Genomic DNA, 26356 nt, shown 5'->3' with positions numbered 1-26356 from the left:
AAAAATGCACAAAAATGATTCTATTGACTGGTCAAAAGTGGTAACAAAAAAAATATCCGTTCGGATTGATGGACACGCAACAAGCATATCTTTAGAACAACCATTTCTAGACATTCTTAAAGCCATAGCGCGTAAAAGAAGACAATCTTTAGCCTTTATTATCACGGACATTGATAGAAAAAGACCACAACAGATAAATCTTTCGGCTTCATTACGCGTTTATGCCCTCCAAAATGTTCTCACTCAAAGCATTTAGTATTCATTTTTATTTTTTATAATTTTTGTTTTCTTATTTAACCGAAAATGTGGTGTTTTTTTTGAAAAAAAGTTTTTTAAATCTAGTACTTAAACAAAAAAAAGACTACACAAAAGGTATAATGAATAATTTTTCTGATCACATACCATTCTTTGAAGAAGATGCCCTCTCCCCTCATGAACAGAACTCCGGAGCTTCTGCGCACACTATAACAATGAAAGAACTCACACAATGTGATACCGATTACTTAGAACAACTCAATCCCGAACAACGGCAAGCCGTTATAAATACAGAAGGACCTCTGTTAGTTCTTGCAGGTGCAGGGACTGGAAAGACACGCGTTTTGACAACGCGTATTTCCCACATTCTGCGCTCTGGGCTTGCCTCTCCTCAACAAATACTTGCTGTAACTTTCACCAACAAAGCAGCACGTGAAATGAAAATGCGTATTGGTGAACTTATTGGTGAAATTGTTGAAGGTTTGCCTTGGCTTGGAACCTTTCATGCCACCGGTGCAAAAATTTTGCGCCGTCATGCAGAACTTGTTGATTTAAAAAGCAACTTCACAATTCTTGATAGCGATGATGTTACTAGACTTTTAAAACAGCTTATTCAAGCTGAAGGATTGGATGATAAACGTTGGCCGGCCAGAAATCTTGCCGTAATGATTGACTCTTGGAAAAATCAAGGGCTTTCACCAGAACACATTTCAGAAAGCGATGCCTATTCCTTTGGCAACGGCATGGGACGCAAACTTTATCGTAGCTATCAAGAGAGATTAAAAAGTCTTAATGCCTGTGATTTTGGTGATCTTCTGCTCCATTCTATCTCTCTCTTTCAACATAATCCAGATATTCTTCATCAATATCATTCTCAATTTCGTTACATTCTTGTAGATGAATATCAAGATACCAATACAGCACAATATCTTTGGCTTCGCCTTTTAGCACAACAATCTACAGGCCACTATGTCAACCTTTGTTGCGTTGGTGATGATGATCAATCTATTTATGGATGGCGTGGAGCTAAAATCGATAATATATTACGTTTTGAAAAAGATTTCCCTCCTGCAAAAATCATTCGTTTAGAACGCAATTATCGCTCAACGTCACACATTCTTAAAACGGCTTCTCATCTTATTTCTCATAACCAAGGAAGACTTGGTAAGACACTTTTTTCTCATCAAATAAAGAGCGAAGAAGAAAAAGTAAAGATTCATACTGCTTGGGATTCAGCAGAAGAAGCACGTGCAATTGGAGAAGAAATTGAACGCGCACAACAAGCTGGTCATTCACTAAATCATATGGCCATATTGGTGCGTGCATCATTTCAGATGCGTGAATTTGAAGATCGCTTTGTAACACTTGGTCTGAACTACCGCGTCATTGGTGGTCCACGCTTTTATGAACGAATGGAAATACGTGATGCCATGGCTTATTTACGTGTTGTTGTTCAACCAGCAGATGATTTAGCCTTTGAACGTATTATCAACATACCCAAACGCGGCTTAGGAGATGCAACCCTACGCACTCTTTATGAGAGTGCTCGCGCACGCGCTATTCCTCTCTTTTCTGCTGCAGCCGCAATCATTGAAACGGATGAATTAAAACCAAAGGCACGTAGTGCTTTACGAAATGTTGTTGAAGACTTTCACCGTTGGCAAAATATGCTGCAATGCACACCCCATAGAGAGCTTGCCGAAACAATCCTTGATGATTCAGGCTACACAGCTATGTGGCTAGAAGATCGCTCACCGGAAACAGCAACACGACTAGAAAATCTTAAAGAAATGATCCGCTCGATAGAACAATTTGAAAATCTTCCAAGCTTTTTAGAACATGTTGCACTTGTTATGGATGCTGAAAACAATGACAACACCGATGCAATCAACATCATGACTCTTCATTCCGCCAAAGGACTTGAATTTGAAACAATTTTTCTTCCAGGTTGGGAAGAAGGTCTCTTTCCCCATCAACGCTCATTGGATGAAGGCGGACGTTTAGGATTAGAAGAAGAACGCCGACTAGCTTATGTAGGGCTAACAAGAGCAAAAAAATATTTACATATATGGTTTGTATCCAATCGAAAAATTCATGGGCTTTGGCAATCTGCGCTGCCCTCTCGTTTTCTAGATGAATTACCAGCAGAACATATAGAAGCTATAGAAATGGGAACATCTTATGGTGGTTATGGAAAGTCTTCCTTTAAACACCACAGTTCCTTTAACAACGACTACGCTACACCAAAACAAAAGCGTACACAAAAAAACATTGAAGGAAAAGTCATCACCCAGTCAGTCTATGAAGCACCATCAAATTTTGCAATCGGTGATCGGATTTTTCATATAAAATTTGGTTATGGCCATATCACCGCAATAGATGATCATAAATTAACTATTATGTTTGAAAAAGCTGGAGAAAAGCGCGTTCTCGATAACTTTGTAAGTAAAGCTTAAACCAAGCATAAACATCCGATAATAACCTTTTCAAACAAAAAATCGCTTTTCCATTCCATTTTGCATATTATTTCCATTTGTCAATAAAAGCCTCGATAGTAAGACTCTGCATATCAGGCAATGCATTGTAAATTTTATCAAGGGACCAATTCCACCAAGCCATCTCCAAAAGTGCCTGAATTATGCCCTCTGAAAAACGCATCCGCAACAGCTTTGCAGGAACACCAGCAACAATCATATAGGGGAAAATATCTTTTGTTATAACAGCATTAGCACCAATAATGGCGCCATGGCCAATTGTTATCCCAGGCATAATAACCGCACCATGTCCAATCCATACATCATGCCCAATAATAACACGCTTTGCACGGCGTCTTTCACGAAAGGAACAATCTAACGGCATATAGCGAAAATATTCATTAGGACGATATGTTATTTTATGCGTTGAAAGTCGCTCGACAGGATGCTCTAGTGCATTCATACGGACATAAGATGCAATCGAACAAAAACGCCCAATCTCGCTATAAATAGCTTCACTGTTACGCTCAAAATAAGAAAAATCTCCAACCGTTACATCACGCAAAACCACCCGTTCATTGATTTCCACATAGCGTCCCAATTTACAACCATGCAACCGTGCCGTCGTATGAATGCGAGGCTCACCCTCATAGAATCGAAGATCTTTCTCTCTCTCCATTCATCCACCAATTTTTCCTTAATAAAGGGCAAAAAAGACATATCAATCAAACAAAATCAACCATAAAACAACGATTGCAAAACAACCTCACCAATGCTACAGTTTTTTTATCTTTTTAAGAGAGCCAAATCATGAGAAATATCATACGCATCTTAGGGCTAACAGCTGTATTTCTTGCCGGTATTTTTCTTTATGATGCGTTAAGAAACAAGCCTTTAGGCGATAATTTTACCCTTACTGACTCCAATGGAAATACCATTACACAAGATGATATACGAAGTAAGCCTTCAATTGTTTTCTTCGGCTTCACCATGTGCCCTGAAGTCTGCCCTACCACCTTACTTAATCTTGATCAATGGCTTACAGCTCTTGGCCCAAGTGCCGATAAATTAGGGGTATGGTTTATCACCGTTGATCCTGAACGTGATACACCACAAGTACTCCATGATTATCTCAGTAATTTTAACAATAAAATTATTGGTATCAGTGGAGTTCCTGAAAAAGTTCATAAGATGGTAGATTCTTTTAAAATTGTTGCTGAAAAAGTACTAGGAACAGATGGAAATTACACATATAACCATACTGCCGCAATTTTTTTGCTCAAAAGAGGTGGTAAATTATATGGTGTTATTCCTTATGAAAAAGAAAGCGATAATGAATTAAAAGATGATATCGCCATTGAACGGCTTAAAAAACTTGTCTCCAACTAAATAAAAAGCCGATGATAAAGAAAGAGTAGAATGTCGCAGCAAATTCGTCTGTATTATAATGCTTCTAAAAATGAAGCAGAACAATTTTATACTGTTATGGAAACAACCTTTGACGAAGAAGGATATCCTCTTGCTCTTGCAGAGATTGATGAAAAAAACGCCATCTATGAACTTTCGCTCTATGTAGACGAGAAAAATCAAGAGCGTATTGCGCAACGTTTTGCACAAATCCTTTCTATAGATCCTCGTAACATTAACCGTGAAGTTTTACCCGATATTGATTGGGTTAAACAAAGCCTTGAAGGACTAACACCTGTGCGTGCTGGTCCTTTTTTTGTACATGGAAGCCATAACCGTAACGAAATTCCACAAAGTGTTTTTCCTATTGAAATTGAAGCAAATCAAGCTTTTGGTACCGGCCACCATGGAACAACAGCTGGTTGTTTAGAAATGATTGCCAAAGTGATGAAACAGGAAAATCCACAAAATGCCCTTGATCTTGGCACAGGAAGTGGAGTCTTAGCCATTGGCATAGCAATGCTCAAACCGATTTCTGTCCTTGCATCCGATATTGATCCCATTGCGATCAAGGTTGCACAACATAATATCGAACTCAATGGCGTTAAAGAATGTATTACAGCTGTTACTGCAACCGGTTTTTCTCATGAGAAAATTGCATCACGCGCCCCCTTTGATCTCATTATTGCCAATATTCTTGCCAACCCTCTTATTGAACTTGCACAAGAAATGACTCAAGCACTCCGGAAAGGTGGATCACTCATACTCTCTGGGATTCTTGAAGAACAACACTCCCATGTGCTAGAAGCTTATTTAAAGCATGGTCTCAAACATATTGAAACATACCACCGTCAAGGATGGGTTACGATACATCTTAAATAAAAAGGACGGTTGATATGTATCAATCTTTTGAAGCAACAACAAATCCCATGTATGCTGTAAAACGCATTTCATCCCTTCGTAAAGAGCTTGATCGCCTCGGACTAGATGGCTTTTTTGTTCCACGTAGCGATGAACATCAAGGAGAATACGTCCCCCCGCACGCTCAACGCCTTAGCTGGCTTACCGGCTTTACTGGATCAGCGGGTATGGCACTCATTTTAAAAAACAAAGCCATTCTATTTACAGATGGACGCTATAAACTCCAAGTTCGCCAACAAACTGATCCGCATATTTTTGAGTATGAGGATCTCGTAACTTGTCCTCCCTCACAATGGCTTGAAAAAAATGGCAAAAATCTTTCTATCGGCTTTGATCCATGGCTCCACACCATTGCTGCTATAGATACATTGAAAAAAACATTAGAAATAAACGCAGGTGGAAAACTGATAGCGGTTCAGCAAAATCCTATTGATCTTATCTGGCATGATCAACCACCATTCCCACAATCTCCCTTATCAATTCATCCTCTCAAATATGCAGGATGGGATAGCGATAAAAAACTAAGCCTAATTCAGCAAAATATCAAGAAAGCCTATGCCGATGCTTTTATTTTTACAGACCCCTCCTCTATTGCATGGATATTCAATATACGTGGCAATGATGTTTCTAACACACCTTTTATTCTTTGTTTTGCTCTCATTCCTATTAAAGAAACACCTACCCTATTTATTGACAGCAAAAAGCTTGGTGAAGAACAAAAACAATATTTGGAACGTTATGCCAAATTATATGAACGAGAACAGTTTATTGCAAAAATCAAAGATTATCTTCAAAAAGGAACAGTTTTTGCCCTAGATCCACAGTTAACATGCGAAAAATTACGCACTGTACTTGAAGAAGATGGAAAATCTTTCATCACACTGACCGACCCTGCGGCTCTCCCCCGTGCCATTAAAAACAACACAGAATTAGATGGTGCGCGCAGAGCACATCTATGTGATGGTGTAGCACTCACCCGTTTTTTTTGTTGGTTAGACAAACAAACATTAGGCTCCGTGAATGAGATTTCTGCATCTCAGAAATTAGAAGAGTTTCGCGTAAACACAGCAAAAGAAATGGGAAAAAAACTTGAAGATCTCTCTTTTGATACAATCTCTGCAGCAGGAGAAAATGGTGCCATCGTCCATTACCGCGTAACCAATGAAACAAATAGGCAACTCAATGCTGATGAACTTTATCTTGTAGATTCAGGTGGACAATACCGTGATGGCACAACAGATGTCACACGCACAGTAGCCATTGGAAATATTAGAGAGGAAGAAAAACGCTGCTTTACCCTTGTCCTTAAAGGCATGATTGCTCTTTCAACAGCACGCTTTCCGAAAGGCACACGTGGTCAAGATCTTGATATTCTCGCGCGCATTGCCTTATGGAAAGCGGGTTTTGATTATGCCCATGGCACGGGTCATGGAGTTGGTTCTTATCTTTCTGTTCATGAAGGACCACAAAATATTTCGTGCAAAGGATGCCAAGAATTACTCCCTGGGATGATTGTTTCTAATGAACCTGGATATTACCGCGAGGGTTCTTTTGGCATTCGTATTGAAAATTTGCTCATTGTAAAGCCAGCGCAAAGAATCAATGGTGGAGAGAAAGAAATGCTTTCATTTGAAACACTTACAAACTGTCCCATTGATCGCAGACTCATTCTTCCAGAACTTTTAACACAAGAAGAACGACAATGGCTCAATGATTACCATGCGCATGTCTATCAAACCAATGCACCTTATTTAAATGAAGAAGAGAAAAAATGGGCAAAAGAAGCAACCATGCCCCTTTAAATGAAGGAGCATGAACATCTTCTATCACTTCTAACATAATAACGCATCTTTTTTCTTCAAAAAAATGAGTATTGCCTATGAGGAAGTATTTTTCTCAAATATTTTCAAACTCTTTTTATAGTATGGCAAAAAGGTATCAAAATAAAACAGAGCATAATTGCTTGAGCGTTTTCAATCCTAACAAAGATCCTTTACTCCCTTTTCAAGGCTCTATTTCTTACTTTTTCTAGAGACTTTCATTATAATCGTTAGTATAATTTCCATCATGTACACCATAATCAATTTATTATGGTATTTGGATACAAGGTTTCTGTATATTTGCTAACAATTTTTTCCTTTTTAATCTGTCTTACAGTGATCATCTCTATTGTTTTCTGATAATAAAATTTGGGCATTCATCATGAAAAGAGCGGCTAAAATATCATATTAAAATCAGTGTACATTATTTTTATTTAACACTTAAAGTAAGTACGAAATTCACAGCATACTGCTTTTACAAAAAACAAACCTCATTAAAGATCTTTTTGGCATAATCATCAACAGTACAAAAAAACACACTCAGTCAATAATTCAAACATACTATTTCAGAAGCATTTTTAATAAAAAAACCATCCATCCTTCTTTTACTTTAATCTATTATTTTTCAAATTTTATAAGATTTAAAAAATATATTTATTTTTTAGTAACAACTCTGAAGCGATTCAATTGCATTTGTAATGCGATTTTTTTCTGAAAAACAAGTGGAAAAATCTTCTTAAAATCAACAAACAAAATATGAAAAGCTATATTTTCTCTTCATGAACAAAGCAAAAAAACTCATTATATCACCATTATGAAGAAAAATGATCAGCTTCTCCAGAGTGAGATAGGTACTTCTCATGTTCATAAAATCCGGCATTGGAAAGAATAACAAAAACTGCTGCATTCATCTGCCTGAAAGCCCTTCTATCCCTCAATCAACTTCAGCCAAGCCTCTTCATCAATAACCTCAATGCCTAACTCTTCTGCTTTAGCCAATTTTGATCCTGCTCTAGGTCCAGCAACAAGAAGATCGGTTTTTTTAGAAAGAGATCCAGAGGTCTTTGCCCCTAATCTTTCTGCCAATGCTTTTGCTTCATCGCGTGACATACGTGCCAGAGTTCCAGTAAAAACAATAACCTTTCCTGCCACGGGTGAGGAATCTGTTAAAAGAGGCTCTTCATCAAGAGGCGTTACTTCTTGAAGCAAGACAGACAAAACCTCGCGATTATGTGCTTCCTCATAAAAATCAACAATTGCGCTGCCTACCTGTGGTCCAATTCCTTCAATATTGGTAAGTTCCAACCAAGCTTCATTCTCTTGTTCATTCTTCTTCTCACAGGATATGATTGCTGCTCTTACCGCTGTCTCAAAAGCCTTATAATTTTGGTAAGCACGTGCAAGACGACGCGCATTAACCTCTCCAACATGACGAATTCCTAAGGCAAATAAAAAACGGCTTAAAGAAATTTCCCGCCGCGCATTAATGGCATCATAAAGTTTACGTACTGAAACAGTACCAAAGCCTTCCATATTTTCCAAACGTACCAGAGAATTTTCTTGGCGCCGTTGTAAAGTAAAAATATCAGCTGGTGTCTGAATACGAAGCGTCTCATCTTGAACATGAAAGAAAAACTCCACCTGTTTTTTTCCAAGTCCCTCAATATCAAAGGCATTGCGCGAAACAAAATGACGAATACGCTCAATCGCTTGTGCTGGACAAATAAGCCCCCCCGTACACCGACGCACAGCTTCTCCTATCTCACGAACAGCATGACTCCCACAAGCTGGACAGATATGAGGAAAAACAAAAGCAGAAGAGTCTTTAGGGCGCTTTTCAGCAACAATATCAACAATTTGAGGAATCACATCACCAGCACGCTGTACGATCACCCTATCGCCTATACGGATATCACGCCCTTCACGAAGGGGTTCTCCTTTATGGCCAATGCCCTTAATATAATCTTCATTATGTAAACTTGCATTGGTAACCACTACACCACCAACAGTAATAGGAGCAAGACGTGCAACGGGGGTTAAAGCTCCCGTGCGACCAACTTGAATATCAATACCCTCTAAAAGAGTCATAGCTTTTTCTGCTGGAAATTTATGCGCTATTGCCCAACGTGGCGAACGAGAGACAAAACCCAAACGCATTTGCAGCATCAAATCATTAATCTTATAAACGATCCCATCAATATCATAGCTTAGAGAATGACGGCGTTCTTCGATATCATGATAATAGGAAATGATCTCTTCTACTGTCTTAAAAACTTTTGTAAAGGGATTGATGACAAAACCATATTCTTTGAGCTTTTCCATCATCTCCATTTGCGTTTTCGCAAACACTTCATTCACTTCGCCACAAGCATAAGCAAAAAATTGCAACTTTCTGCTGGCAGTTATCCGTGAGTCAAGCTGACGCAGTGAACCAGCTGCTGCGTTTCTAGGATTAGCAAAAACCAATTTTCCCCTTTCTTGTTGATTCATATTCAGTGCTTGGAAATCCTCGCGCCGCATATAAACTTCACCACGAACCTCAAGAATATCAGGAAAATTTCCTTGCAAAACTTGCGGAATATCAGAAATCGTTCGTGCATTTGCCGTGACATTTTCACCAACAGTTCCATCACCACGTGTTGCAGCACACACAAGCCGTCCCTTTTCATAGCGCAAAGATAAAGATAAACCATCAATCTTTGGCTCTGCTGTTATTTCCAAGATTTGTGTTTCTGGCAACCGTAAAAAGCGACGAACACGCTCAATAAACTCACTGACATCTTCAGAACTAAAGGCATTATCAAGTGAGAGCATTGGCTGTGCATGAACAGATTTTTCAAACTTTTCAGAAACCAGTGCTCCAACTTTATGTGAAGGAGAATCGGCACGAATGAGTTCAGGAAAGAGAGCTTCAATTTCTGCATTACGCTGGCGCAAAGCATCATATTCTGCATCAGAAATTTCAGGTTGGTCATCACGATTATAAAGCACATCATGACGTGCAATCTCTTTTGCTAACCACTCCAACTCACTTTCTGCTTCAAAAGCAGTAAGGTTTTTAATTTCATCCTTATTCATAATAATCTATACTAAATGATGGGCGATACCCATAAGAATCTTAATTCTTTTTCTCAAACAAAATCCCCATAAATACATGCTCTCTCACAAATTAATGGATAAGCAATATTTTATTGCTCAATCTTTATGCGAGAAGTTTTTGAGCAGCTGCACGCGCCTCTTCAGTAATCTGTTCTCCAGCCAACATACGGGCAATTTCTTCTGCACGCTCATGCTCTTCCATTTTATGAACAGCTGTCACAAAACAACCTTTATCACCATTTTCAACCTTTGAAATAAGAAAATGACTATGCGCTTTTGATGCAACTTGGGGTGCATGTGTAATAGCAAAAACCTGAATTCTTTCCGATAAACGCTGTAATCGTTGCCCAATAGCAGCGGCAACAGCTCCTCCAACGCCTGTATCAATTTCATCAAAAATCAGTGTAGGTGCCGATCCACGATCGGATAATACAACTTTTAATGCCAATAAAAAACGAGACAACTCACCACCAGAAGCAACACTCAACATCGGCCCTGCACGTGTTCCAGGATTGGTCCGAACAAAATATTCAACGCGGTCTATTCCTTCTGCACTTCGTCTTTCAACATCACTTTGCATTTCAACAATAAATTCGGCCTTTTCTAATTTCAATGCTGGCAGCTCAGCCATAACGCTTTCAGACAAATGCTTTGCTACTTCTTGACGTTTCATTGATAAAGCTTGTGCTAATGTATCATAATTTCTCTTTGCTTGGCCCGCCTCATCTTCCAAATGCACTAATGTGGTCTGAGCCTCTTCAAAATCAGCCAGTTCAGCATTCATTTTATCGCGCAACTGCACCAATTCATCGGCAGAAACCTGATATTTACGCGCAAAACCACGAAGAGAAAAAAGACGCTCTTCTATCCGTTCCAATTCATCCTGTTCAAAATCCAATGCCCGCACCGCCGCCTCAATTCCTTCTTGTGCCGTTGAAAGTGCACACAATGCCTCATCAATAGATTTTACCACAGGTATGATAAGTTCTTGCGCCTCAGGGATCTTTCTCTCCAAACGCCTCACCAAATTAGAAAGGACCGGAATTGGTGATTTTTGACCACTTAAAAGGTCATCAGCTTCCTTAATATCCGTGGCTATTCTTTCTAATTTAAGCATATCTGCACGACGAAGAGAAAGAGCAGCCTCTTCACCAACTTGAAAATCAAGCTTTTCAAGTTCTTCCACACAAGAGCGAAGATACTCAACCTCACGCGTTGCATTTTCTACTTTAAGACGCTGTTGTTGCAAACGCTCTTCACATTCATGCCACACCCGATAACATTGACGCACATTTTCCGTCTCATCCTCAACCCCACCAAAAGCGTCTAATAATTGACGATGTGTGGCAACATCAACAAGCGCGCGATCATCATGTTGTCCATGGATTTCAACCAACTGACGGCCAACACTACGCACAAAAGAAACACTTGCTACTTGATCATTGATAAAGACACGACTACGACCATCTCTTGATTGCACACGGCGTAAAATAATATCGCCTTCATCATCAAAACCATTTTCACGAATAAACCGACGCACAGGATGCACAACAGGGACATCAAAGACAGCTGTCACCTGCCCGTGAACGGCACCATGACGTACCAGAGAAGCATCACCACGTCCCCCCAGAGCCAGCGACAGAGCATCCAGTAAAATAGATTTTCCAGCACCGGTTTCTCCAGTTAAAACAGACAAACCAGCTGTAAAATGAATATCGAGCGTTTCGATCAAAACAATATTATGAACCGAAAGCTGTATTAACATAGAGAATCAACGTACCCTATTTTTTTCACCACCTAAAGCACGTGAGATCCAAGAAGATTTATGCTCCTGTGGTGATATACTGTTCTTGTGCAACAAATTATAAGAAAATTTATACCACTCACTTTTGGGATAATTACGTCCTAAAATAGCCGCTGCTGTCTGCGCTTCTTCTGTTAAACCAAGAGCAAGATTAACTTCCGTTAAGCGAAAAAGTGCTTCTTCAACTTGATTTGTATCGGAATACTCCTCAACAACTGTACGAAATCTTCTACTTGCCGCAAGATAACGCCGTCCTTCTTCATAATAACGACCAACCTGCATCTCTTTACCAGCCAATTGCTCTCGTCCAAAACGTATTTTATCTTGAGCATCCTTGACATATTCAGAATTCGGATAACGCTCTATGAGAAGCTGCATAGCAGCAATAGCGCGTTTTGTATCGCGTTGGTCCCGTGTAACATCAGGTATCCGACGGAAAGAAGAAAGACCTATAATGTAATAAGCATAAGCAGAATCATCCGCCCCTGGATAAAGAGTAATATAGCGCTGAGCCATATTAATTGAATCATCATATTTGCCGAGTCTATAATTAGTAAAAGCCCCCATCACTAAAGCTTTACGCCCAAAATCCGTATAAGCATACTGTTTTTCAATGGTAAGAAACTTCTTAGATGCATCGCTAAGTTTTCCACTCTCAAGACTTGCGAGTGCCTGATTATAGAGGACATCTGGTGGATCCATTTTTAAAACATACGCAGATGGATCAAGGGTATTTTTCTCTTTAAATAAACAACCCGCTAACAGGCAGGTACTCCCCAAAAGCATCACTCCCAATACCTTGGGTACAACGTTAGATTTCCTATATGCCATATTTTCAATACATACATGAGATTTTATCATAATCCTTCCGGCCTCCAGAGAATGTCACCTTGTCGCAAAAATTATTTATTAAAAATTTTTATACCATACCAATTTAAAATCTACTAACCAATTTAATAGTTTAAAATGAATCATCCCCTTAAAAATCAAACAAACTTTAAGGAAATCTTTTCACTTTACTTAGCCTCACCCTATAAGTAACCTTTTTCGTAGCATGATTCGTCTGCCAAAACAGCTTTCACCAATTGCGAATTCATCCTATGTCCACTACAATAGGAGCGAAATAGTCCAATAAAAGGCGCGCCAAGTAAAGCAGTATCACCAATCGCATCAAGCGTTTTGTGCCGCACACATTCATTTTTCCAATAAGGACCATCTAAATTCATGATTTTGTCATCAACACCGATGACAAGGGAATTTTCCAAAGATGCACCTATCCCTTTGCCAGAAAGCCATAATTTTTCTACGTCTTTGATAAAACCAAAAGTGCGTGCACGTGACAACTCATCTCGAAACCCTTTTGCGGTAAGATCAAAGCTGAAGTGTTGTTTCCCAATAACAGAAGAAGGAAAAGAGATCGTTATATCAAAACGACGCCCATCAAATGGCAAAAATTCTACCATATCATAAGCCCCTTCAATCCGCAGTGGCTTTTTTATAATGAAATATGAACGCAAAGCACCCTGCTCTACAATGCCAACTTCTTCAAAAGCTTTACAATATTGCCAAGAAGAACCATCCAAAATAGGTATCTCATGATTCGACACTTCAATAATAAGATTATCCAAATTATAAGCAACGATTGCAGCCATCAAATGTTCAATGGTTTCAATTCTAAACTCTCCATGCCCAAGCACTGTTGATAATTCAGTCGCTCCTGTTTGCGATGCATGTGCTCGAAATATTTGTTCTTTTCCCTCTAATCCACAACGCTTAAAAACAATACCATTGCCCACATCAGCTGGACAAATCTTCACCACAGATAAACACCCGCTATGAACACCATACCCCTTAAAGGTCACCGCTTTTTTAAGAGTAGACTGATATTTTTGTACCAACGTCATTACATCACTTTATAAATATTTTTTACATTTCTAAAGACTATTTATAAAAGGATAAAAATGATATTCATAGCAAATAATAAACCCGCCTGTTACTAAGCGGGTTCATAAAAAAGAGTATCTTCCTCAAAACATAGTATATTCTATTCCATAAAGCTTTTACACTTCATCACAGAAGCAAAAAATTCCTCTTTTCCTCTCGTCATTTTTTGTCGACTAATTGACCTGACGACGCAAAAATGCTGGTATCTCCAACTGATCTTCTTCATTTATAAAATTACGTTGATCTTGCGGCACATGAGAATGCAACCCACCAGAACGACGTGGAATATAAACAGACGCATCTTGAGAAAGCGCCTGAGAATTTTTATTATAAACCTGTGTTTCTTGCTGCTGAGAAGATTTTACAGCAGGTTCCAGTCTAGCCTCTGGCTCAGCTTCCTCACGATGTGTTAAACTTTGTTTCAAACGCTGCCAAAGATTGCGAGGTCCCTGTTCGCTAGCCCCTGATCTCTCATGTTGACTATGCGCAACAGGAGGGAAATCCTTTAACTCAGGCATACGCATAGGTGAACGTACCTGCGTTTGTTGCGGCTGTTTTTGTTGCACTTGCTTCTCTTTCTGCTGTACAATATCTGCCATCCCATCAAGAACAGGTGCTGTTGCCTCCATGCTCACTGGTGCAACCATAGATGGCTGAGAACCACGACTTACTTGCACACGTGGTGCATTCGACATCTGTCCATGTACAGCACTTGCTCCATAAGAAGAAACGTTTGCACCCCGTGCGACAGAAGCATCTGTAGGCTGCGCAAAAATCTGACTTTTAGGACGAAACTGTTCTCCTGTTGATTTACCTTTTTCTATTTCAAGTGCTTCTATCACTTCTACCATTGACTCAGAACGCAAGGGAGGTGACTGAACATGAAAAGAACTCTGCGCCATTCCAAGATCATTTTTGCGAATTGGAGCTGCTGGTCTATGATTTTGAGGATGAGAAGGTTGGATCACATCACTCATCTCGCGATCAATACCCGTTGCAACTACAGATACACGAATAACACCCTCTAAAGACTCATCATCAATAGCTCCAAAGATAACATTTGCATCGGCATCCACTTCTTCACGAATACGATTAGCAGCCTCATCAACTTCAAAGAGTGTCATATCACGACCACCTGTAATAGAAATGAGTAAGCCACGAGCACCACGCATAGAAGTATCATCCAACAGTGGATTGGCAATAGCAGCTTCAGCAGCATTCAAAGCACGACCTTCACCAGACGCCTCACCAGTTCCCATCATTGCTCGTCCCATTTCATGCATAACAGAACGAACATCAGCAAAATCAAGGTTAATAAGTCCCTCTTTAATCATAAGGTCGGTAATGGAAGCAACACCAGAATAAAGCACTTGATCAGCCATAGCAAAAGCATCAGCAAAAGTTGTCTTTTCATCAGCAATACGGAACAGATTTTGATTAGGAATAACAATTAATGTATCAACAGACTTCTGTAATTCTTCAATACCAGCCTCTGCCGTTTTCATACGGCGTGCACCTTCAAACTGAAATGGTTTTGTTACCACACCAACGGTCAAAATACCTTTTTCACGTGCAGCACGAGCCACAACAGGCGCCGCCCCAGTTCCAGTACCTCCACCCATACCAGCCGTAATGAAAACCATATGAGAGTCTGCCAAATGGTCAATAATTTCATCAATACATTCTTCTGCAGCCGCTTGCCCTACTTCTGGCAAAGCACCGGCCCCTAAACCTTCTGTGACTGCCGCCCCAAGTTGGATAACACGTTCAGCCTTTGACATAGCCAAAGCCTGCGCATCTGTATTTGCCACAACAAAATCAACTCCCTGAAGACCCGCATTAATCATATTATTCACGGCATTTCCGCCGCCACCTCCAACACCAAAAACGGTAATGCGTGGCTTTAATTCCGCGATATCTGGCCGATGCAGATTAATCGTCATTTCATTTTCCTTCCCATAAAACACCGCCAGCCCAAGCGATGAAATTTAACTTCCTTTATTACAAACTTAACTAAAAACTCTCACGCAACCACTGACCAACACGCTGAAAATACCCACGCGTGCCCACCGATGAATAATTCACTGCAGCCTTCATTGTTTTTTCTTCAAACCCCACCAATTGTGGGTAAATTAACAATCCAACAGCAGATGTAAACGCCGCCCCTTTTGCAAGAGAAGGAAGCCTCGAAATACCCAAAGGCCGCCCGATACGAACATTTCTTCCCAGTATAGTACGTGCCATCTCTGGCAATCCTGTTAATTGGCTTGCTCCGCCAGTTAAAATGACACGCTTGCCAATAATGTGAGCAAAACCAGAACGATTTAAACAATCACGTACCATCTCTAAGATTTCTTCAACACGTGCACGAATGATACGACCAAGAACAGCACGAGGATATTGTGTTTCACACTGTTCGCTCCCTATCTCCGCCACATTAATCATATGCCTCTCATCAGCACTTGAAAGAAGCGCTGAACCATAGACAACTTTTAAACGTTCTGCCTCTGTAAGAGACATAGAAAATCCACGCGCAACATCAAGAGTCACATGATGCCCACCAACTGCTAGTGCATCAGCATGGACAAATTTTCCCTCAAAAAATACTGAGAATGTTGTTGTTCCGCCACCAAAATCAATACAGGCTGCTCCTAAATGCGCCTCCTCATTCATCAACACGGCAAGACCACTTGCAAAGGGCGTTGCAACCATTGCTTCGACACTCAAATGCGCACGATTAATGCAAGTTTCCAAATTACGTAAAGGTGCAGTTTCCGCTGTCACCACATGCACATCCACGCCAAACGATTCCCCTGTCATTCCAACAGGATCAGAAATTCCTTTATCTCCATCCAACACATAAGAAACTGGAACTGAATGCATAATATGACGCTCAGCATCAAAAGCTTTACGCGAAACATCTGAAAATGCCACACGTACATCACGCTGCGTTACTTCACGTCCATTCAAATGCACCATGCCATTGATAAGAGCACTTTGTAATCGACTTGAAGAAAAATTGACAATGACTGAATCTACTACCAAACCAGCCATTTTTTCTGCTGCATCAACCGCCAGCCTTATAGATTGCTCTGCCGCCAACATATCCATCACAATACCAGATTTGATACCGCGTGAGCGTTGTACGCCAAAGCCTAAAATCTCCATAGAGTGTGTACGACCATGCAAATAATGCGCATGTTTCAAAGGACGCAAACAAGCAATAAGACAAACAATCTTACTTGAGCCGACATCAAGAACCGTCAAAAAACGCGTTTTACGTCCTCCCAGATGTTGTGGTCTGAGTAGTATCATAGGCTCCCTACCTTTCGTGCTTTTAAAATACGCTCTTCTTCTACTACAGCGGCACGACGACGCTCCAACGCTTCATCTGACAAAGAAACTGTAATGCGATCAGAAAGACGCAGATCAATCTTGAAAACATCACGAGAAAAAAGATCCTGTATTATACCTGTCTGAACCAAAGAAGAAAGTCTTTCAAGCGCGCCCTTTTCAGGCAACATAACGCGCACTCCATTATCCAAGACAAGGTCCCAACGCCGATCACCCACACGCACAAAAGCACGAACATGACTGTAAACTTCTGGATATACAGACAGCGCTTGAAGAAACATTTTAGCAGAATTTTGCGCTCCCTGACCAACGACAAGAGGCAAATTTCGAACATTTCCCCCTTTGAAGGGTACAATAACGCGACCTGTCTTATCAACAACATCCATCATACCATCATGTTGCCAAATTGCATAAGGTTCACGCTCCACAATAGAAATACGTATACGATTGGGATAAATCTTCTGAATATTAGCCGATTGAACCCAAGCTTGTTGCTCTAAAAGAGAACGTGCCCTATCAACATTAAAAGCAAATATGGATTGCGCAGGTTCAAGTTCTAAAATTTTTAAAACTTCCTGTTTTACTAAACGCTTATTACCACTTATATCGACATCGGCAACAAAAAAACCAACATCCGATACCGCTGCCTTCATCACCATACCCATCTGACCACTTGATGAAAGCCCGTAAAGCATTGTAACAAAGAAAAATAATATAACAGCAAAAGAACCAAAATGGCGTGGAACATGAACGTTAATAAAGAAAAACTCAAACATAAACCGAAGAAAGCGGCGATAAAGTCGTGGCAAAGCTGGCACTAACGGCACCTCCATCGGAATACTTCTTTTATTAACATTCAACGCATACATGACGCGTCCTCCACCATCCACTGAACAATATCGCCGTAAGTACGACCACTTGCTTTTGCAATATCAGGGACAAGAGAAGTCGATGTCATACCGGGCTGGGTATTAATTTCAAGCCAAACCAATTCTCCTGTTTCTTCATTAAAACGAAAATCAGAACGACTAACACCTCGACAACCTATAGCCTGATGTGCTGCTAAAGACATTCTTTGCACATTTTGGTAAATATTTGATGAAAGTTGCGCAGGACAAATATGAAGAGAACCACCAATTTTATATTTTGATTCATAATTATAGAATTGAAAGTGTGGATCAGGGAGAATTTCACAAACATCCAGCACTTCATTTCCCAAAACAGCACAAGTAAGTTCACGACCAGAAATATATTTTTCAACCATCACCTCATCTGCATAACTCCACTCAGTCGTTACAATATGACGTGGCGGTGCAGGCTCATTTTCCTTCACAATCACAACCCCAAAACTTGATCCTTCGCATACAGGCTTAACCACATAAGGAGGCTGCATAGGATGCTCACGCCCAATAGCAAAACGATTCATAACAACAGAAGGCGCAACACAAACCCCAACGTTTGCAGCAATAATTTTCGCACGCCCCTTATCCATCGCCAATGCAGATGCCATTACTCCAGAATGCGTATAGGGAATTTTTAAATATTCAAGAATACCTTGGATACAACCATCTTCACCAAACAACCCATGCAACGCATTGAACGCGATATCAGGTTGTAATTGTTCAAGAACAGAAGCGATATGGCCATCGACATCCACCCGACTTACACGATACCCTTGCGCTTCAAGAACATCAGCGCAAGCATTACCTGAAGATAAACTTACAGACCGTTCAGAAGAAATCCCTCCCATTAATACAGCTATATGCTCATCCTTCATAACAACTTGCCCTCTTATGTCTACTATATATAGACTACATAGAAATCACTAACACCATATACGGGAAATGCTAAGATTTATCCTTGCGAATCAATATCCTAGCATTTTACATAATGAATCAGACTGAAGCGCATGACGCAAGAGTTTCTTTGTTAATTTATTGATTCTTAATGGATTTTTTTCATTATCTCTTTGAAATGACTCAATTTTTTATTAGCAATTTTTTTATACACTGAATCAATTAATGAAATGGGTCAAAAGAGGAAATAATACGGCCTTGTTCAAATTGACCAATACGTTGTATTTCCCATTGTAAGAGGTGAGCTGAATGAGAAAAAACACGAGCACGCACTGTCTCTCCCAAAGCTTCAAGATCATACCCTGTTGCTTGCCCAGTATTGATCATAAAGTTACAGTGCATTTCACTCATCTGCGCTCCACCAATCTGCAAACCACGGCACCCTGCTTGATCAATAACACGCCATGCAGATGTATTTTCAGGATTTCTAAAAGTTGATCCACCTGTTTTTTCACGAATAGGCTGTACTGTTTCTCGATGCAGTGCAACTTCATCCATAGCAGCACGAATATTGTCGTGCTTACCTAGTTCACCTTCCAACAAAGCAGCCGTAAAAATAAGATCTTCAGGAACATCACAATGGCGATAAGAATAGTGCATATCCTTAAATTTTAAAATATGACGCTGTCCTCTACGATCCAATGCATAGACCTCTATGACACGAGCAGCTGTTTCAACACCATTAGCTCCTGCATTCATTTTAAGAGCCCCTCCAAGACCACCAGGAATACCGTAATAAAAATGAAAACCTGCAATCTCAGCTTCTAACGCTGCTGCTGCTAAATGTTTGTCGGCCGTAGCAGCCCCAACCAAAAAGCCCGTAGGAGAAACTTGCTGTATTTTCCCGAAACCTTTGGCCGAAAGACGAATAACAACACCAGGAATTCCTCCATCACGCACTAAAAGATTAGATCCAATCCCCACAATTGTTACAGGAATAGTTTCAGGCAAATTTTGCAGAAAAAAGATTAAATCCGCCTCATCGGCAGGCTGATAAAAAAGCTCTGCCTGTCCCCCAGTGCGAAACCATGTCACCTTACGCATATCCATATTTGGCGTAAGTTTTCCTTTTATTCCGCAAAGCAGCGGTTGTAATCGCGCTAACAGCGCCTCACCATCAATCTGTTGAAAGTTCATCATTTCCATCAAGTACCGCCAACTGATGAGGCAATGCACAAGCCCATTGGGTAATACTGCCAGCACCAAGAAAAACAACATAATCCCCCGACTGAGCAAATGTAGAGATAAGAGAAACCACATCTTCCAGACAATGAATCAAACGCACATCACGATGACCCGCCATTTTAATATGTTCTACCAATTCTCTAGCACCAAAACCAGCGATTGGCTCTTCACCAGCAGCATATACAGGCGCAATAAGCACTGTATCTGCATCATTAAAACAAGCAGCAAAATCATCAAATAAATGACACAAACGTGAATAACGATGGGGTTGTGCAATGGCAATTACGCGTCCTTTTGCACTCTCACGAGCAGCACGTAAAACAGCTTTTATTTCAACAGGATGGTGCCCATAATCATCAAATATTTCAATGCCATGCCAACTCCCTGTTTGCGTAAAACGCCGTTTTACTCCCGCAAATTCTGCTAAGCCCTTTTTTATAGATTCATCTGCAATACCAAGTTCATGAGCAATTGCAATTGCCGCCGTTGCATTAGAAACATTATGCTGCCCAGACATGGGCAAAATCAAATTTTTCAACTCAGTCTTTTTTCCTGTCTTGCGAGAACGAATAAGAACATCAAAATGCGTCTTTTGACCATCCATCGAAAGATTAAGAAAACGGACATCTGCTTGTGGATTAGCGCCATAAGTGATCACCCAACGATCATCAATACGACTAGCCAACGACTGAACCTCTGGATGGTCAAGACATAAAACAGCAAAACCATAAAAAGGAACATTTTCTACAAACTTCCGAAAAGCCTGACGCAGAGCCGCAAAATTTCCATAATGATCCAAATGCTCAGCATCAATATTGGTAATAACCGCAATATCAGCAGGCAATTTTAAAAATGTACCATCACTTTCATCGGCCTCAACAACCATCCAATCACCCTCCCCCATACGAGCATTGGTGCCATAAGCATTAATAATACCACCATTAATCACCACCGGATCAAAACGACCGGCATCAAGAAGTGCTGCTATCATTGATGTTGTTGTTGTTTTACCATGTGTACCTCCAACAGCAATTGCCCGACGAAAGCGCATAAGCTCTGCAAGCATTTCCGCACGCCTCACCAATGGCAAATGCCGCTCTTTTGCAGCAATATATTCAGGATTTGTTTTTTTAATGGCTGTAGAAAACACAACAACCTCTGCATTCCCTAAATTTTCAGGATGATGACCTATATGAATGGGAATACCTTTTTTCCGCAAACGTTCCACATTGGCACTATCAACTTGATCTGATCCTTGAACTTTATAACCAAAATTATGAAAAACCTCCGCAATTCCACTCATGCCAATACCACCGATTCCAACAAAATGGATAACTCCTATATTAAGCGGCATTTTCATCAAAAAACTCCTCTTTTATATCTGATACTGATCTCCCTGCAATCAATGCTTCCGCCATATCAGCAAGGCGAAGGGTTGCACGAGGTTGCCCAACTTTTTTTGCAGCAAGCGCTTGCTTTTCCAATAAGTACGGCGCACAACAGGCTTCTGTTAAAAGAGTAGCAAGTTTTTGTGCGTTCAAATCTTTTTCTGATACAATTTGAGCCCCCCCCACACGCGCAAGCAATGCTGCATTTGCTGCCTGATCGTGATCTAAAGCATGGGGATAGGGAATAAGCAAAGCAGGCCGACCAATAACAGCTATTTCACAAACAGATGAAGCACCGGCACGTGATAAAATGAAATGAGACCGCGCCATACGCTCAGCCATATCATCAAAAAAAGAGGCAACTTCTGCTTGCACACCCATCTCGTGATAGATTTTTATCAATTCTTCAGCTTCACCTCGAACTTGCTGAACAATTCGTAAACGTTTACGTATCTCTTCATCCAATAAAGCAATTGCTGCAGGGACAATTCGTGAAAAAGCAGAAGCTCCTTGGCTTCCACCAAAAACTAACAAATGAAAGGGCTCTTCATCCAAAGAAGGACGATAAGGGACTTCTGCTGCTTGAAGAACAGCTTCACGCACAGGATTTCCCGTCAAAAGTGTTTTATAAGCGTAAGGATTATTTTGCGACAACAAACCACCTGCTATTGTATACACAAAACGTGCCAACATCCGATTAGCACGCCCCATAACAGCATTTTGTTCATGAATAAATGTTACTCGCCTCATAAAGGCAGCAATAACAACAGGAGGAAAGCTAGGATACCCTCCAAATCCTCCCACCAGAACAGGATGCAATCTATAAAAAAGCACCAAAGACTGCTTCATTCCCTTCAACAGAGCCCAAAATGTTTTTATCAATGCAAAAGGATGGCGGCTTGTAAATGTTGCCGATGAAATAATATGTATGTGCTCTTTATCAAAGCAGCGTATAAAACATTGAGCCCTTCCATCCGTTGCCAAATGAACATCATATCCACGCTGTCTTAATTCAACAGCAAGAGCTTCGGCAGGGAAAAGATGCCCACCTGTACCACCAGCCACTAAAACAATAACTTTTTTATCAGTCATAAGCAGTATCCAAAACAGAAGGAGAAGAAAAAGCTGAAAGGCGAGCTTCTGGCCAGCGACGTGTTAAACCAAGCAAAATCCCCATTGAAAATGCAATTGCCACCATAGAGGAACCACCATAAGAAATAAACGGCAGTGTCATACCTTTGGGAGGTATCAAATGAAGATTAACGGCCATATTAATCGCTGATTGAAAGCCAATCATCATCGCTATGCCAGTAATACCAAGACGTATAAATGAATCACGCGTATTCATCGCTATATATAATGAACGTATAACGATAAAGCCAAAGAGCATCATAATAAAGAGACAAAGGATAATACCGTATTCTTCAGCAGCAACAGAAAACACAAAATCTGTATGACTATCAGGAATCATACGTTTTACCGTTCCCTCTCCCGGACCTTGCCCAAACCAGCCACCATTTAAAATAGCCTCACGTCCGACATCAACCTGAAAGGTATCACCTTCACCTGTCAAGAAACCATTGATCCGTTCGCGTACATGGTGAAGAGAAAAATAGGCAAAAACAATTCCTAGCAGTCCTAAAATAGCAAAGAGGAAAATAATACTAAGAGGCACACCAGCAACAAAAAACAAACCACCCCATGTTATACTGATTAAAAGTGTTTGACCAATATCAGGCTGGAGAACGAGAAGCACACAACAAAAAGCATAAAGTACTGTGGCAAGCGTATAGCCAAGAATACCTCTACGCCGTATCTGTTCTGAAAAAAGCCAAGAAGACATCACCACAAAAGCGGGCTTCATAAACTCTGAAGCCTGTATAGAGAATCCAAACAGAGGAATCCAGCGTCGTGCTCCTTTTAATTCTGGACCAAAGAATAAGGTTGCAATCATAAGAACAAGCGTTACAATGAGCAAAACAGCACATAAACGGCGAATATTACGAAGTGAAAAAAAAGAAACCGTAACCATCGTAAAAAACGCTGGAATACTAAAAATGATATGCCAACGAACAAAATAAAAATTATCAGCTATACCAATTTTTTTTGCGATGGTGGGACTTGCTGCAAAAGAAAGCATAATGCCAATCCCCATGAGAATCAAACAAGCAGCAAAGATAGAGCGATCAATCGTCCACCACCAATTCGCAATTGGATCTCTATCTGCACGCGTAACCATCATACCCACCTTATCTTTTTCACAATTCTCTTCAAAATGATATGGTTCCCTCACTCCTTGAGCACACACTTCAAAAACTGAATTACACGAAAAAAGATTCCGGAGTATTAACGTAAAAAAGCTTTTTAAAAATTCATGCTTCTTTTAACTGCATAACAAAAGAAACAAATGCTTCTCCGCGTTCTTCATAATTTTTAAATTGATCATAGCTTGCGCAAGCCGGTGAAAAAAGAACAACAACCTCTTTCGCCTTACACCGCATGGCATCAGCAGCAGCTTCACGCACTGCATTTTCTAAAGTTAAGCTCATTGAAAAAGGAAAAGAACATCCAATAACATCAACAAACTCTTCAGCTGCACTGCCAATTAAATAGGCTTTACGAATTTTATGAAAAAAACCTCTAAGAAAATCAATTCCACCTTCTTTTGCCTGCCCTCCAACAATCCAAAAAATATCCTGAAAAGCAGAAAGTGCGGGAGCAGATGCATCAGCATTAGTTGCCTTACTATCATTAATAAAGAGAACTGCCCCCATTTGACGCACCTGCTGCATACGATGAGGTAACCCTTGATAACTTGCTAAATGTTTATTCATATGTGAATCAGTTATTTTTAAAGTCTGCAATGCTGCTAGTGCCATAAGAGCATTTTGCGCATTATGACAACCGCGCAATACAGTCATAGATGCGAGATCTGCCAATATCTGGCGTTTTCCTTGACAAACAGAAAAGAGCTTCGTTCCATCCGCATAAAAACCATTTTCTAGCCAATGTTCCTTGGAAACTGCTTCAACATGATGACCTTCATCAAGCAATTGTTGATACAAAGCCTGACAGGGTTCATCATCCACTGAAATAAAAGCATGAGATGCTCTAGAAACCAGATGTCTTTTGGCTTGCACATAATGCGCAAAACTACCATGGCGATCAATATGATCAGGTGTTACATTCAATAAAAGCCCAATGGTCGGCTGAAGAGAGGGAGAAAGATCAATCTGAAACGATGAACATTCAATCACATAAATACGTTTTTTAACAAATGGCTTGAGCATCAATATTGCTGTTCCAATATTTCCACCCATCTGCACATCATAACCCATTTGTTCTAACAAATGCGCAAGCAAAGCTGTGGTTGTCGACTTCCCATTTGTGCCGGTAATAGCAATCAATGGAACATCTTCATCACAAAAACCATGATGCTGTAAAAAATGATGACGCGCACGCACAAATAATTCAATATCACCAATAATTTCTATATTCGCTTGACGTGCTTTTTCAACAACCCAATGAGGCTTAGGATAAGTTAAAGGAATGCCAGGGGCTAAAATCAATGCAACAAACTCCGACCAATCTTCATGATGAAGATCTCTCGTTGGAATATTTTGCTGAAAGGCTTCTTGTATGCTAGAAGGATTATCATCCCAAGCAATCACTTTTGCACCACCACGTATCAAGGCTTGTGCGGCAGCCAGTCCGGATCGCCCTAATCCAAACAGAGCAACTTTTCTTCCTTTATAACATGTAACAGAAATCAAAACTTTACCGCAATTTAAGTGTTGAAAGACCAATCAAAGCAAGAACAATCGAAATAATCCAAAAACGTATTACCACTTGGCTTTCCGTCCATCCCTTTTTCTCAAAATGATGGTGTATAGGGGCCATAAGAAACACGCGCTTTTTGGTTAATTTGAAATAACCAACCTGAATAACAACAGAAAAACCTTCTAAAACAAAAAGTCCACCAATAAGCGCCAAAACAATTTCATGCTTGGTTGCTACAGAAACACTGCCTAATAGTCCGCCAAGAGCCAACGAACCAGTATCCCCCATAAAAATAGCCGCAGGAGGTGCATTAAACCATAAAAAGCCAAGCCCCGCACCAACAACAGCACCCAATAAAACAGCTAATTCACCTGTTCCTGCAACATAACGAATTTGTAAATAATCAGCAAAATTAATATTACCAGAGAGATAAGCAATCAAAGCAAAAGATAAAGCAGCAACCATGACAGGAACGATAGCAAGCCCATCAAGACCATCTGTTAAATTAACCGCATTACCCGTTGCAACAACGACAATAGCAGAAAAAGGAATAAAAAACCAACTCAAGTTGATGAAATACTCTTTTACAAAGGGCAAAGCTAATCCCGGAGAGCCAACTTGTAAGAGTATAAAAGCAGCCAGTGCCGCAACAAGAAACTCTAAACTCAACCTTGCCTTACCAGAAAATCCTTTATGTGTTTGTTTTGTAACTTTAAGATAATCATCATAAAAACCAATGGCCCCAAAAGAAAGCATAACAAACAGCGACACCCAAAAATAAATATTTGATAAATTACACCACAAAAGCGCTGATACCACAATGCCCGTTAAAATCATCAACCCACCCATAGTAGGTGTTCCCGCCTTTTTAAAATGCGTCTGAGGTCCATCAGCGCGAATGGGCTGCCCTTTCCCCTGCCGTAATTTAAGAGAGGCAATAATACTCGGGCCAAACAAAAATACAATAAGCCCTGATGTAAGCATAGCTGCTATAGTGCGAAAAGTAATATAACGAAAAACATTGACTCCTGGAAGCCAATCACTAAGCAAAGATAAAAACAGCATCATG

The 26356-nt window shown here is 40.3% G+C and carries 20 protein-coding genes; 5 read left to right on the top strand and 15 right to left on the bottom strand.

What is annotated here, in order from left to right:
- Window positions 1-4: 4 nt before the first annotated feature.
- Both ABD917_RS04420 and ABD917_RS04415 read left to right on the top strand, forming a co-directional pair.
- Complete coding sequence (locus tag ABD917_RS04420) at window positions 5-256, top strand: ribbon-helix-helix domain-containing protein (RefSeq protein ID WP_345118897.1); 252 nt, start codon at window positions 5-7, stop codon at window positions 254-256.
- Window positions 257-377: 121 nt separating this feature from the next.
- Window positions 378-2711: an ATP-dependent helicase gene (locus ABD917_RS04415; RefSeq protein WP_345118895.1), complete on the top strand. Its 2334-nt coding sequence runs from the start codon at window positions 378-380 to the stop codon at window positions 2709-2711.
- Window positions 2712-2778: 67 nt separating this feature from the next.
- Here ABD917_RS04415 and ABD917_RS04410 read toward each other — a convergent pair whose 3' ends face one another.
- Window positions 2779-3408: a DapH/DapD/GlmU-related protein gene (locus ABD917_RS04410; RefSeq protein ID WP_345118894.1), complete on the bottom strand. Its 630-nt coding sequence runs from the start codon at window positions 3406-3408 to the stop codon at window positions 2779-2781.
- 131 nt (window positions 3409-3539) lie between these two features.
- Here ABD917_RS04410 and ABD917_RS04405 point away from each other — a divergent pair, with 131 nt between their 5' ends.
- Genes ABD917_RS04405 through ABD917_RS04395 form a run of 3 tightly spaced genes read left to right on the top strand, consistent with a single transcriptional unit; the run spans window position 3540 to window position 6859 of the window.
- Window positions 3540-4118, top strand: coding sequence for an SCO family protein (locus tag ABD917_RS04405; protein WP_345118893.1), 579 nt, complete (start codon window positions 3540-3542; stop codon window positions 4116-4118).
- Window positions 4119-4148: 30 nt separating this feature from the next.
- On the top strand, window positions 4149-5018 hold the full coding sequence (locus ABD917_RS04400) for a 50S ribosomal protein L11 methyltransferase (RefSeq protein ID WP_345118892.1): 870 nt from the start codon (window positions 4149-4151) through the stop codon (window positions 5016-5018).
- A 14-nt stretch (window positions 5019-5032) separates the two neighbouring features.
- Window positions 5033-6859 carry an aminopeptidase P family protein gene (locus ABD917_RS04395; RefSeq protein WP_345118891.1) on the top strand — a complete coding sequence of 609 codons (1827 nt, stop codon included), beginning with the start codon at window positions 5033-5035 and terminating at the stop codon, window positions 6857-6859.
- 945 nt (window positions 6860-7804) lie between these two features.
- Here ABD917_RS04395 and ligA read toward each other — a convergent pair.
- From ligA to mraY, 14 genes are all read right to left on the bottom strand, one after another.
- Window positions 7805-9955 (bottom strand): NAD-dependent DNA ligase LigA, encoded by a 2151-nt coding sequence (ligA, locus tag ABD917_RS04390; RefSeq protein ID WP_345118889.1) that lies wholly within the window; start codon window positions 9953-9955, stop codon window positions 7805-7807.
- A gap of 124 nt (window positions 9956-10079) precedes the next feature.
- Window positions 10080-11741 (bottom strand): DNA repair protein RecN, encoded by a 1662-nt coding sequence (recN, locus tag ABD917_RS04385; protein WP_345118888.1) that lies wholly within the window; start codon window positions 11739-11741, stop codon window positions 10080-10082.
- 6 nt (window positions 11742-11747) lie between these two features.
- Window positions 11748-12641 (bottom strand): outer membrane protein assembly factor BamD, encoded by an 894-nt coding sequence (locus ABD917_RS04380; protein WP_345118887.1) that lies wholly within the window; start codon window positions 12639-12641, stop codon window positions 11748-11750.
- Between the two features lie 170 nt (window positions 12642-12811).
- Window positions 12812-13684, bottom strand: coding sequence for a UDP-3-O-acyl-N-acetylglucosamine deacetylase (gene lpxC / locus ABD917_RS04375; protein ID WP_345118886.1), 873 nt, complete (start codon window positions 13682-13684; stop codon window positions 12812-12814).
- Between the two features lie 213 nt (window positions 13685-13897).
- Window positions 13898-15667 (bottom strand): cell division protein FtsZ, encoded by a 1770-nt coding sequence (ftsZ, locus tag ABD917_RS04370; protein ID WP_345118885.1) that lies wholly within the window; start codon window positions 15665-15667, stop codon window positions 13898-13900.
- 70 nt (window positions 15668-15737) lie between these two features.
- Entirely contained in the window at window positions 15738-17039 is a 1302-nt protein-coding gene (gene ftsA / locus ABD917_RS04365) for a cell division protein FtsA (protein ID WP_345118883.1), read from the bottom strand.
- Window positions 17036-17947, bottom strand: coding sequence for a cell division protein FtsQ/DivIB (locus ABD917_RS04360; protein ID WP_345118882.1), 912 nt, complete (start codon window positions 17945-17947; stop codon window positions 17036-17038). The genes ftsA and ABD917_RS04360 overlap by 4 nt, the downstream gene beginning before the upstream one ends.
- Window positions 17935-18855 carry a D-alanine--D-alanine ligase gene (locus ABD917_RS04355; RefSeq protein WP_345118881.1) on the bottom strand — a complete coding sequence of 307 codons (921 nt, stop codon included), beginning with the start codon at window positions 18853-18855 and terminating at the stop codon, window positions 17935-17937. The genes ABD917_RS04360 and ABD917_RS04355 overlap by 13 nt, the downstream gene beginning before the upstream one ends.
- Before the next feature lie 241 nt (window positions 18856-19096).
- Window positions 19097-20074 (bottom strand): UDP-N-acetylmuramate dehydrogenase, encoded by a 978-nt coding sequence (gene murB / locus ABD917_RS04350; protein ID WP_345118880.1) that lies wholly within the window; start codon window positions 20072-20074, stop codon window positions 19097-19099.
- Window positions 20052-21479, bottom strand: coding sequence for a UDP-N-acetylmuramate--L-alanine ligase (gene murC / locus ABD917_RS04345; RefSeq protein ID WP_345118879.1), 1428 nt, complete (start codon window positions 21477-21479; stop codon window positions 20052-20054). The genes murB and murC overlap by 23 nt, the downstream gene beginning before the upstream one ends.
- Window positions 21463-22599, bottom strand: coding sequence for an undecaprenyldiphospho-muramoylpentapeptide beta-N-acetylglucosaminyltransferase (gene murG, locus ABD917_RS04340; RefSeq protein ID WP_345118878.1), 1137 nt, complete (start codon window positions 22597-22599; stop codon window positions 21463-21465). The genes murC and murG overlap by 17 nt, the downstream gene beginning before the upstream one ends.
- Window positions 22592-23746 carry an FtsW/RodA/SpoVE family cell cycle protein gene (locus ABD917_RS04335; RefSeq protein ID WP_345118941.1) on the bottom strand — a complete coding sequence of 385 codons (1155 nt, stop codon included), beginning with the start codon at window positions 23744-23746 and terminating at the stop codon, window positions 22592-22594. Before ABD917_RS04335 ends, murG begins: the two co-directional genes overlap by 8 nt.
- Before the next feature lie 133 nt (window positions 23747-23879).
- Window positions 23880-25280: a UDP-N-acetylmuramoyl-L-alanine--D-glutamate ligase gene (murD, locus tag ABD917_RS04330; RefSeq protein WP_345118877.1), complete on the bottom strand. Its 1401-nt coding sequence runs from the start codon at window positions 25278-25280 to the stop codon at window positions 23880-23882.
- A 4-nt stretch (window positions 25281-25284) separates the two neighbouring features.
- Window positions 25285-26355, bottom strand: coding sequence for a phospho-N-acetylmuramoyl-pentapeptide-transferase (mraY, locus tag ABD917_RS04325; protein WP_345118876.1), 1071 nt, complete (start codon window positions 26353-26355; stop codon window positions 25285-25287).
- Window position 26356: the final 1 nt, after the last annotated feature.

Source organism: Bartonella pachyuromydis (genome assembly GCF_039543065.1).
Classification (GTDB): domain Bacteria; phylum Pseudomonadota; class Alphaproteobacteria; order Rhizobiales; family Rhizobiaceae; genus Bartonella; species Bartonella pachyuromydis.
Note: the sequence above shows the minus strand (reverse complement) of the source record. Positions and strands in the feature narration are given on the sequence as shown.